Here is a 9,957-nt window from a genome sequence, read left to right on the forward strand (position 1 = left end):
CTCAGCCGCGCAGCATCTCAGCCGCGCAGCATCTCAGCCGCGCAGCATCTCCGCTACGAGGAACGCCAATTCCAGCGACTGCTGGGTGTTGAGCCGCGGATCGCAGGCCGTCTCGTAACGACCGGACAGGTCGATGTCGGAGATGTCCTGGGCACCACCGAGGCATTCGGTGACGTTCTCGCCGGTCAGCTCCACGTGGATGCCGCCCGGGTAGGTACCGAGACCGTTGTGGACCTCGAAGAATCCCTGCACCTCGTCGACGATGCGGTCGAAGTGGCGGGTCTTGTAGCCGGTCGACGCCTCATGCGTGTTGCCGTGCATCGGGTCGCACTGCCAGATCACCTGGTGCCCGGTGGCCTGCACCTTCTCGATGATGGCGGGCAGCATGTCGCGCACCTTGTTGTTGCCCATCCGAGAGATCAGGGTGAGGCGGCCCGGTTTGTTGGTGGGGTCGAGACGCTCGACGTATTCGACGGCCATCTCCGGTGTGGTGCTGGGACCGATCTTGAGCCCGATGGGGTTGGCCAGCAGTTCGGCGAACGCGATGTGGGCACCATCGAGCTGACGGGTCCGATCGCCGATCCACAGGAAGTGGGCCGACAGGTCGTACAGCTTGGGATGTTCGTCGTCGTTGTCGAGACGCAGCATGGCCCGCTCGTAATCGAGCACGAGAGCCTCATGGCTGGCGAAGATCTGTGCCTGCTGCAGGCTGGGGTCGGTGACGCCGCACGCATTCATGAACTGCAGGCCGCGGTCGATCTCGGCGGCGAGGGCCTCGTACCGGGCGCCGGCGGGAGAAGAGGCCACGAACTCGCGGTTCCAGTCGTGCACCTTGTGCAGGTCGGCCATGCCGGCACCCGTCAGGGCGCGGACGAGATTCATCGCGGCACTGGCGTTCGCGTAAGCCCGGACGAGCCTGGACGGATCGTGCTGGCGAACTGCGTCGGCGGCGACGATCGAATTGACCATGTCGCCGCGGTAGGACGGCAGGCCCAGAGCGTCGACATTCGCGGACCGGGGTTTGGCGTACTGGCCGGCGATGCGGGCCACCTTGACGACGGGCAGGCTGGCACCGTAGGTCAGGACGACAGCCATCTGCAGCAGGGTGCGGATGTTGCCCTTGATGTGCGGCTCGGTGTTGTCGGCGAACGTTTCGGCGCAGTCACCGCCCTGGAGCAGGAAGGCCTCGCCCCGGGCAACCTGAGCCAACTTCGACTGGAGTGCCTCCACCTCGCTGGCCACCGTGATCGGCGGGACGCTCTCGAGGACGGTCCGCATCGCGGCCGCTTGCCCCTCGGGCCACTGCGGCTGCTGCGCGGCCGGCTTGGCCAGCGCAGCATCGAGCTGCTCCCGCATCGCCGCGGGCAGCGGGGGAAGTTCGGGCAAGCGGTCGATCGGTACGTCGACAGTCCAGTTCACCCATACAGGATATTCGCTCGGAACGAACGTTGGCGAGGCAGGTCACCTCAGCGATCGCGCCGCCTGTACCGCCTCGAACTTCGCCAGGTTGTGACGGGCATCCGCGAGCGCGTCGTGAGCATCTCCCGGTGCAGGTGGGAGCGGGGGGGAGCCGTTGTCTTCCCAGTACTGGCGTAGATCCCGGGTGTAGCGCGGAAGGGTCTGGGGCAGTGCCGTCATGTCGCCCCACAACTGGCAGAGGGCCACGTGGTCGTAGGCGGCGACCCACGCCCACAATTCGGGGACGATTCCGGGACGGGGTATCAGAAACGCATACAGGTCGTCGCGGATACGTGAGCGAGTCTTCCACAGCTGCGACGACGGCGGCGGCAGCTTCGGCAGGACGTTGCGGCGCACCCACTTGCCGGCTCGGTGCGAATCGAACTCGGTGGACACCGCGTAGAATTCACGTCCGTCCTCCGCTACCACCCCGATCGACACCAGGTCGATCGTGCGACCATCCTCGATGAACTCGCAATCGTAGAAGTACCGCACGCCCGCAAACTATGCCTCACCCGGCGGCGGCGGCCCGATCCACCCCACACCTCGTGAAGGAGGCCTTGTGAGCGCAACCTCCGACGGTCGACAGTCCGCCGCCCCCGTCGCGGACCGTTTCGGCTCACTGCGGGCACCACTCGGCTTGCTCGTCCGGGTACTCGTGATCGCCGGCCTCGCGGTCGGCGTCGCCTACAACCTCTTCGGGTTCCCCGGCCTGCGCGACTTCGGCAACTACTACCGTCTCGATCTCGATGTCTACCGGCTGGGCGGTTCGGTCTTCCTGGACGGCCCGACACTGTACGGCGCGATGCCCGCCACGGCGATGGGCAATTCCCTGCCCTTCACGTACCCGCCGCTCGCGGCTGTGGTGTTCAGTCCGCTGTCGTTGGTATCGCTGGATGTGGCCGGAATCGTTCTGACGGTGCTGTCTCTGCTCGCGCTGTTCTCGGTGCTGGTCGTCACTCTCAGCTCGCTCGGGGTCCGTCCGCGGACCACGCTGGTGTGGACGGCACTCGGTGCGCTCGCCGTAGCAATGGCTCTCGAGCCGGTCTCCTCGACGCTGGACTACGGGCAGATCAACATCGTCCTGATGGCGCTGGTGACAGCGGACTGTCTCCTGAAGAAGACGCCGTGGCCGCGGGGTCTGCTGATCGGCCTGGCCGCTGCGATCAAACTCACGCCCGCCGTCTTCATCCTGTATTTCCTCGTGCGCAAGGATTTTCGCGCCGCGGTGGTCACCGGGGCCGGGTTCGTCGTGTTCAGTGCGCTGGGGGCGCTGGCCACGTGGAAGGACTCCGTTACCTACTGGACGCAGACTCTCTTCGACTCCGATCGGATCGGCACCCCGGCCTACCCTGCGAACCAGAGCATCACCGGTGTCCTCGCCCGGCTCGGGGTGAGCGAGCAGATGCGGACCCCGATCTGGCTCGTGCTGAGCGTGCTGGTGCTCATGCTGGCGCTCGTCGCGATGTTCCGCGCCGTGCGGGCGGGCGAGCCGGCGCTCACCCTCGGACTCACCGCTGTTCTCGGGCTTCTCGTCTCACCGGTGTCGTGGTCGCACCACTGGGTGTGGGCCGTACCGATCATCATCACCCTGGCGATCGTCGCCTACCGCCGTCGGATAGTCCCCCTCGCCGTCGTCGCGGTGGCGGGCCTGGTCGTGGTGAAGGTCGCCGCTCACTGGCAACTCGGCCCGGGACGCTGGTCCGGCACCGGCTGGAGTCTGTGGGACCAGTTCCTGGCGTCGTCCTACGTGTGGTGGGGACTGCTCGTGATCATCGTGTCGCTCTTCGCGTTCCGGATGCGTACTTCCCCTTCGGATGCGGACGGCTCACTGCGTATCGACGACCACACCGTGACGGTCGGGTAGACCCGGGTTTCAGCTGGCTCGCGTATCGGGAAGCCTCGCCACATCGGCAGCGTCCGGTTCGGCCGTCACCGGATCCGCCGGAGCTTTCGGAGCCTTCTTGAGCGTCGCGGCGTAGATGTCGACGTACTCCTGACCGGAGAGCTTCATCAGCTTGTACATGACCTCGTCGGTGACGGCCCGCTCCACGAAGCGGTTGCCGCCCATTCCTTCGAAGCGGGCGAAGTCGATCGGCTCGCCGACACGGATGGCCACCTTCGCCGGACGCCAGAGCTTCGAGCCGATGGGATTGACCTTCTGGGTTCCGATCATCGCAACCGGGACGACCTTGGCGCCGGACTCGAGTGCGAGCCGTGCGAGGCCGGTCTTGCCCTTGTAGAGCCGGCCGTCGGGTGACCGGGTTCCCTCGGGGTAGATGCCGAGGAGCTTGCCCTGCCCGAGAACCCGCAACCCCGCGTTCAGGGCGTCCTGCGCGGCGTCTGCACCGGTGCGATCGATAGGAACCTGTCCGGCCGCGGAGAAGAACCAGCGCTGGAAAGCACCCTTGAGACCGGTGCCGGTGAAGTACTCGCTCTTCGCGAGGAACGTGATGCGCCGCGGGACGCGCAGGGGTAGGAAGAACGAATCGAGAACGGCCTGATGGTTGCTCGCGATGATGACACCACCCTCGGCGGGAATGTTCTCCATCCCCTCGACTGTCGGCCTACCCAGAACCCAGAGAACCGGCCCCACCAACACGTACTTGAAGAGCCAGTACCACATGGCGTCCCTCCCGTTCGCAAAACAAGCTTCGTTCTCGTCGACTGTACTTCGGGCCGGTGAGGGCCGCTACACACGCCCCGAGGCGATGCGCAGGATCACATTTCGGGGTTTACACAGGTCGGGAGGTGTCAAGCGATGCGTCAGGCAGGAGCGTCCTGGCCAGTTCGGCTGCCCCGATCATCCCCGCGGCCGCCCCCAACTGGGTGGGCCGGATACGTGCCAGCGGCCGGTGCCCGGTGCCCGTCGCGAGCGCCGCATAGTGTTCACGGGCACTGTCGAGGAACAGGGGCGCGGAGCCCGCGACGCCACCCGCGATCACGATGAGGTCCGGGTCGTACACATCGCCGATCAGCGCCAGACCCACCCCGAGCCACCACGCGAAGTCGCGCATGGTCTGCAACGCCAGCGGATCTCCGTCCTGTGCGGCACCCGCGATCCGCCGCCCGGTCAACGAACCCGGATCGGCGGCCACGTCGCGCGCGAGCACGGTGGACGCGTCCGGATCCGCCGCCAGCAGTTCGATCGCCGTGTCGACGAGTCCGGTGCCACTGCAGTACCGCTCCCAGCATCCGCGCTTACCGCAGGCACAGGCCCGGCCGCCGGGAACCACCTGGATATGCCCGAGTTCCGGTGCCACACCGTGGCTCCCGCGATAGAGTCGTCCGTCCGTCAGCAGGGCAGCGCCGATGCCGGTTCCGATCGCCAGCATGACGACGTTCCCGCCACCTGCCGCCGCACCGAATCGATGCTCGGCCCACGCGGCGGCGTTGGCGTCGTGCTCGAGGATCACCGGCAGACCCAGTCTCTCGCTCAGGTCCCGCCCGACCGGCGCCTCCACCCACGGCAGGTGCGGCGCGAACCGTACCGTCGTGCGGTCGGGGGTGACGAAACCTGCGACCGCCAGGCCCACCGCCCCGATTCGGTGCCGCCGCGCAAGTTCCCGCACCGCCCGGTCGAGTCCGTTCTCGAGTGCCGGAGCCGATGTCGGGGTGGGCGACTGAAGGGAGTCGAGTACCTCTCCCTGCGCATCGACCACCGCGGCGCGAATGCTCGTTCCACCCACGTCGATCCCGATGGTCAGCGCCCGGCTGTCGTCCTGGTCGATGTGCTCGCCGGGAATCATGGGCATGATTGTGCCCATACCGCTTCGCCGGCGAATATGGTACTGCCGAACATCACTGTTTGACGGTCACGGAGATCGGCAAAAACCCCGCACCCGCGTTCGCCCGAGCACCGGCAGGCTCTGCCCCCGACGGCGGCGGACCACCCGGATCCGGCGAGTCGTGGGCGCCGTGCTCGTCGAGGATCTGCCGCAGCACCGTCACCAGCACGGAAGCCTGCGTCGCGAGAAGAGTCACGAGGTCGTGCTGCTCGCCGAGAATCACCGCGGCCAGCGCGCAGACTGGGCACCAGGTGCACCCCGACCACGAGGCGGTGCCGGGCCCGGCCGCCGCCGGGTCGGTATCGGGCCCGGCCGCCGCCGGGACGGTGTCCTCCGCAGCCCGGGGCGAGGCCGCCCGCTGCAGTAGCGGCTCGAGGCGGTCCAGCGCACTCTCCGCCAGGGCGCGCAGTTCCGCCACCAGTTGTGCGTGGTCGTCGTTCATACCGGCCACACCTGCGGATCGGGCGTGAAACGAACGACGAGATCGCTGCCGTCGAGTTCGGCGCCGGCGACGACGCACCGGCGCAGGACCGAGGCGAGACGCACCCGGCGGCGCGCTCCTTCTGCCCCCACTACCAAATCGTCCTCCACTCGACCCAACGTCAGCGTCGCCGGGTTCACGAGCGGCAAGTACATCCGCATCGTGTACACCGAATCCACCCCGACTCCCGACTCCAGCTCCACCCGCACCGCGGGTGGGTTCTTCCCCAGCACCGCGGTCGGGTCCACGTCGTCCGCGTACAACTCGCGAGCGATGTCCCCGAGATCGGCCCACCCTACCGGTTCGGTCACTGTGCGAGTGACCCGAAGCACCGTCGTCCGGCCTGCCATCGCTTCGAGTTCGGCGAGCACACGCTGTTGCAGTGCACGTTGCCGCACCAGCCAGGCGACACCCGGGCTGTCGCCCTCCTCCGAATCGAATTGCGGCAGAAGATTGTTCACCAGGATGGCATCGATGCACATGCCGGACAGCGCGATGATGGTCATAATTCGCCGGGTTTCCGTCAGAACCACACGCTCCGGTGTCGTCACCAGCCGCACAGTGGTTTTCGCGCGGTTCGTCAGCAGTGCGCGCACCTCACCCACCGCGGAGACCACCTGCTCGATCAAGGAGACGAGCATGACGAGACGCGGATCCGAGCCCAGCAGAGCGGCGACCCTGCGATGCTGCGGCCACACTCGCTCGAGATAATCGAGAGCCATCGCCGGCGCGGACAGCGTCCTCAGCGCGTCTGCGGTCGGCGGGCAGTCGACGATCACCACGTCGTACCGGCCCTCGGTCGCACACCGCGCGACCTCTCGCAGTCCCAGCACGTCCTGCACCCCCGGGAGGCCGGTCAACTCCTCCGGTTCGAGTGCCGACAACTCGGCACCGTGGTCATGGTTGCCTGCGGCGGTGAGAACCGACGTCAGCTCCCGGAACCGGTCCTCGAGGAGCGCGAGCGTATCGAGTTCGAGAACGTCGAGGCCGGGTCCCGTCGACACGATCTCCGTGCCGGCAGCGGTCCCGAGCACGTCCGCCAGAGAGTGCGCCTGGTCGAGAGAGACGAGCAGCGTCCGATGTCCGGAACCGGCAGCCGCATGGGCCGTCGCGGCTGCGAGCGTCGTCTTCCCGACACCGCCTTTGCCGATGAAGAACTGGACCCGCGCCGGCACACGATCCTCGCTGATCAGCCTTCCACCCGCTTCTTCAGTTCCTTGAGAGCGGTGTCGGTGATGGCCTTCTCCGCCTTTCGCTTGAACAGCCCGATCATGGGAATCGTGAGATCGACGGTGAGCTCGTAGGTGACCGTCGTCCCGCCGCCCGACTCGTGCTCGAGCACGTACGAGCCGAATTGCGCTTTCTGGATCTCCCCCGACTCGAGTTCCCAGCTCACGGACATTCCGTCGGCCGCCCAGGCGTACCGGAGAACATAGTTGTCCTTCACCATCCCGGCATCCAGGACGAACCGCACCCGATCGGCCCGGCCGCCACGGCCCGCATCCAGCACCTCAACGGATTTCGCCGCCGTCACCCACGCCGGATACGCGTCGAAATCGGCGATCACGTCCATCACCCGGGCGGCGGGCGCCTCGATACTGATCGACCTCTTGGTCCTCTCGGGCATGGAGTGAACGCTTCCTTTCGCGTCGCGAGCCCGTCCGGGATCGGGGTCCGCATTCTTTTCCGTTCCGTCTTATCCTGTCGTGCCCGACTATCACACACGATCTCGGCGTTCGGACACAATGCCGATCGTGACTAGTGCACGCTGTACAGCGCCCGCCCGACTCAGGCCGGCGGTTCTCCGGCCGGGCGACCTGCCTCGAGTTCCCGCTTGACGTCGAAGGACATCACTTTCCCCTCGACGCGCCGGCGGCGGTTCGCCGTCGCGAGATCGGTCCGGCGGCCCGAATCTGCGGCGCTCACCGGCTCGGCGTGCAGGAAGTAATGGACGATCGCACCGTCGAGGACAGGTTCGAGCCACACCTCCATCGTCCCGGTCAGAGAACCGTCCACGGTCCAGCGGATGCCCTTCTCGGCGCGATCCTCGCGCACGGACAGGGCGAGGTCGGGCCACCACCGGCGCCAGCGACCGGGCGAGGCGATCGCTGCGGCGATCTTCTGAGGTGGGGCCGCGACGAACGTCTGGTCGGCGACCTGAATGCTGCTCACGCGACTAGCTTCACATATCGCGGTCCGCGGTCACGGTGGGAGTCCGGGAACAGGCGGTGACCGTCGGGGGCGAATGTGACAATTCGCCCCGCCCGCGGGCTGAACGCAGCCGCCGCACGAGAAGGTCTAAAGTTGAATCAGACAATCCTACTCGTCAGTATTTTTCAGTGTCGGAGGTTTTCGTGCCTGAGTTCAGCGCACCCCAATCGTTCACGATCCCGGAGGACGCGTCCACGGTCGACTCGGTGTTCTCTCGTGCGGCCGCCGACCCCACCCATGTCGTGTACAAGCGCGGGTCCGGCACGACCTGGATCGACGTCACGGCCGCCGAGTTCGCTGCACAGGTGACGGCGGTAGCCAAGGGCTTCATCGCGCTGGGCGTGCAGCAGGGTGACCGCGTGGCACTGATGTCCGCCACCCGCTACGAGTGGCCGCTCGTCGACTACGCCATCTGGGCGGCGGGCGGCGTCACCGTCCCGATCTACGAAACCTCGTCCGAAGATCAGGTCCGGTGGATCCTGGAGGACTCCGCGGCCATCGAACTGGTCGTCGAGAACGCCTCACACTCCGCCACGGTGAAAGAGGTCGCCGCCGCGGCGCCCGATCTGCGCGGCGTGTATCAGATCGAGGCACACGACGGTGTGCGCGGCGCGGTCGAGGAACTCAGCGCGCTGGGCGCCGAGGTTCCCGATGCCGAGGTGCAGGCGCGGGTCGCGGCACTGCAGTCCGCCGATCCGGCAACGCTCATCTACACCTCCGGCACCACCGGGCGCCCCAAGGGTTGCCAGCTCACACACTCCAACCTCATGGCCGAGTCGCAGGGCATCCTCGCGTCGAGTCTGGGCGATCTGCTGAAGACCCCCGGCGTCAAAACCCTCATGTTCCTGCCGATGGCGCACGTCCTGGCGCGCGCGGTGAGCATCGCGTCGTTCGATGCCGGTGCCGCAGTCGGGCATACCAGCGACATCCCGAACCTCGTTCCCACATTCGGCGAATTCAAGCCCGACTTCATTCTCTCGGTCCCCCGCGTATTCGAGAAGGTCTACAACAGTGCCCGCTCCAAGGCACACGGCGAAGGCAAGGGAAAGATCTTCGACGCCGCCGCCGAGTCCGCCGTCGCCTGGAGCCAGGCACAGGATGCCGGTGGACCCGGGCTGGTGCTCAAGGCCAAGCACGCACTTTTCGACAAGCTCGTGTACTCCAAGTTGCGCGCGGCCCTCGGCGGCAAGTGCCAGCTCGCGATCTCGGGCGGAGCACCGCTCGGCGCCCGGCTCGGCCACTTCTTCCGCGGTATCGGGATCACCATTTACGAGGGCTACGGACTGACGGAGACGTCGGCGGCCTTCGCGGTCAACACGATCGGCGAGCAGAAGGTCGGTTCGGTCGGAAAGCCGCTGGCCGGCAACTCTGTTCGTATCGCCGACGACGGCGAGATCCTGTTGTCGGGTCCGGTCGTCTTCAACGGCTACTGGCGCAACGAGAAGGCCACCGCAGAAGCGATCGAGAACGGCTGGTTCCACACCGGTGACCTCGGCTCGGTCGACTCCGACGGGTACATCACCATCACCGGCCGCAAAAAGGAAATCATCGTCACGGCGGGCGGGAAGAACGTCTCCCCCGCCCAGCTCGAGGACCACCTGCGCGCCCATCCGCTGATCAGCCAGGCCATCGTGGTCGGCGACCAGAAGCCGTTTATCGGCGCGTTGATCACCATCGACGCCGACGCGCTGCCCGCCTGGAACGAACGCAACGGCAAACCCGCGAACACCGAGGTCGGGGGCCTGCTGGCCGATCCCGATCTGACCGCGGAAATCGAAGACGCCATCGCGGAAGCCAACAGACTCGTGTCTCATGCCGAGGCCATCAAGAAGTTCCGGATCCTGCCCGTCGACTTCAGCGAGGAGACCGGCGAACTCACTCCCACGATGAAACTCAAGCGCAACGTGGTGCACACGAGCTTCGCCGACGACATCGACGCCATCTACGCCGGATAAGTCCCCGCCTGTGAGTACTTGTCAACCGCGGGCGGTTGACAAGTACTCACGGGTGGTTCAGGCA

General features: G+C 66.7%; 10 protein-coding genes. 2 read left to right on the forward strand and 8 right to left on the reverse strand.

Translation table 11 applies throughout. The features are described 5' to 3' along the window. Nucleotides 1-33 precede the first annotated feature (33 nt). Nucleotides 34-1,419 carry a class II 3-deoxy-7-phosphoheptulonate synthase gene (locus WAW17_RS09430; RefSeq protein WP_422332718.1) on the reverse strand — a complete coding sequence of 462 codons (1,386 nt, stop codon included), beginning with the start codon at nt 1,417-1,419 and terminating at the stop codon, nt 34-36. A 42-nt stretch (nt 1,420-1,461) separates the two neighbouring features. Then, on the reverse strand, nt 1,462-1,953 hold the full coding sequence (locus tag WAW17_RS09435) for a polyadenylate-specific 3'-exoribonuclease AS (protein ID WP_422332719.1): 492 nt from the start codon (nt 1,951-1,953) through the stop codon (nt 1,462-1,464). A gap of 67 nt (nt 1,954-2,020) precedes the next feature. Here WAW17_RS09435 and WAW17_RS09440 point away from each other — a divergent pair, with 67 nt between their 5' ends. After that, nucleotides 2,021-3,325 carry a glycosyltransferase 87 family protein gene (locus tag WAW17_RS09440; protein WP_422332720.1) on the forward strand — a complete coding sequence of 435 codons (1,305 nt, stop codon included), beginning with the start codon at nt 2,021-2,023 and terminating at the stop codon, nt 3,323-3,325. A 9-nt stretch (nt 3,326-3,334) separates the two neighbouring features. Here WAW17_RS09440 and WAW17_RS09445 read toward each other — a convergent pair whose 3' ends face one another. The 6 genes from WAW17_RS09445 to WAW17_RS09470 all read right to left on the reverse strand — a co-directional run bounded on the left by WAW17_RS09445 (nt 3,335) and on the right by WAW17_RS09470 (nt 7,899). Beyond that, the gene (locus WAW17_RS09445) at nt 3,335-4,084 is read right to left on the reverse strand and encodes a lysophospholipid acyltransferase family protein (protein ID WP_422332721.1); all 750 of its coding nucleotides are present in this window, start codon (nt 4,082-4,084) and stop codon (nt 3,335-3,337) included. 109 nt (nt 4,085-4,193) lie between these two features. Further along, complete coding sequence (locus tag WAW17_RS09450; RefSeq protein WP_422332722.1) at nt 4,194-5,225, reverse strand: ROK family protein; 1,032 nt, start codon at nt 5,223-5,225, stop codon at nt 4,194-4,196. Nucleotides 5,226-5,259: 34 nt separating this feature from the next. Then, on the reverse strand, nt 5,260-5,688 hold the full coding sequence (locus WAW17_RS09455) for a hypothetical protein (RefSeq protein WP_422332723.1): 429 nt from the start codon (nt 5,686-5,688) through the stop codon (nt 5,260-5,262). Then, nucleotides 5,685-6,902 carry an ArsA family ATPase gene (locus WAW17_RS09460; protein WP_422332724.1) on the reverse strand — a complete coding sequence of 406 codons (1,218 nt, stop codon included), beginning with the start codon at nt 6,900-6,902 and terminating at the stop codon, nt 5,685-5,687. Before WAW17_RS09460 ends, WAW17_RS09455 begins: the two co-directional genes overlap by 4 nt. 14 nt (nt 6,903-6,916) lie before the next feature. After that, on the reverse strand, nt 6,917-7,354 hold the full coding sequence (locus tag WAW17_RS09465; RefSeq protein ID WP_422332725.1) for an SRPBCC family protein: 438 nt from the start codon (nt 7,352-7,354) through the stop codon (nt 6,917-6,919). Nucleotides 7,355-7,515: 161 nt separating this feature from the next. After that, nucleotides 7,516-7,899 carry a polyketide cyclase / dehydrase and lipid transport gene (locus tag WAW17_RS09470; protein WP_422332726.1) on the reverse strand — a complete coding sequence of 128 codons (384 nt, stop codon included), beginning with the start codon at nt 7,897-7,899 and terminating at the stop codon, nt 7,516-7,518. 182 nt (nt 7,900-8,081) lie between these two features. On the opposite strand from WAW17_RS09470, the gene WAW17_RS09475 reads away from it, so the two are divergent. Then, nucleotides 8,082-9,893 (forward strand): AMP-dependent synthetase/ligase, encoded by a 1,812-nt coding sequence (locus tag WAW17_RS09475; RefSeq protein WP_422332727.1) that lies wholly within the window; start codon nt 8,082-8,084, stop codon nt 9,891-9,893. Nucleotides 9,894-9,957 lie beyond the last annotated feature (64 nt).

Origin of the sequence: Rhodococcus sp. (in: high G+C Gram-positive bacteria) (assembly GCF_049286785.1) — a bacterium.
Lineage (GTDB): Bacteria > Actinomycetota > Actinomycetes > Mycobacteriales > Mycobacteriaceae > Rhodococcus_F.

What these genes read in the sequence shown, in the direction of transcription:
- WAW17_RS09450 (WP_422332722.1), bottom strand. Translation starts at nt 5,225, where the DNA reads ATGGGCACAATCATGCCCATGATTCCCGGCGAGCACATCGACCAGGAC.
- WAW17_RS09455 (WP_422332723.1), bottom strand. Translation starts at nt 5,688, where the DNA reads ATGAACGACGACCACGCACAACTGGTGGCGGAACTGCGCGCCCTGGCG.
- WAW17_RS09465 (WP_422332725.1), bottom strand. Translation starts at nt 7,354, where the DNA reads ATGCCCGAGAGGACCAAGAGGTCGATCAGTATCGAGGCGCCCGCCGCC.
- WAW17_RS09445 (WP_422332721.1), bottom strand. Translation starts at nt 4,084, where the DNA reads ATGTGGTACTGGCTCTTCAAGTACGTGTTGGTGGGGCCGGTTCTCTGG.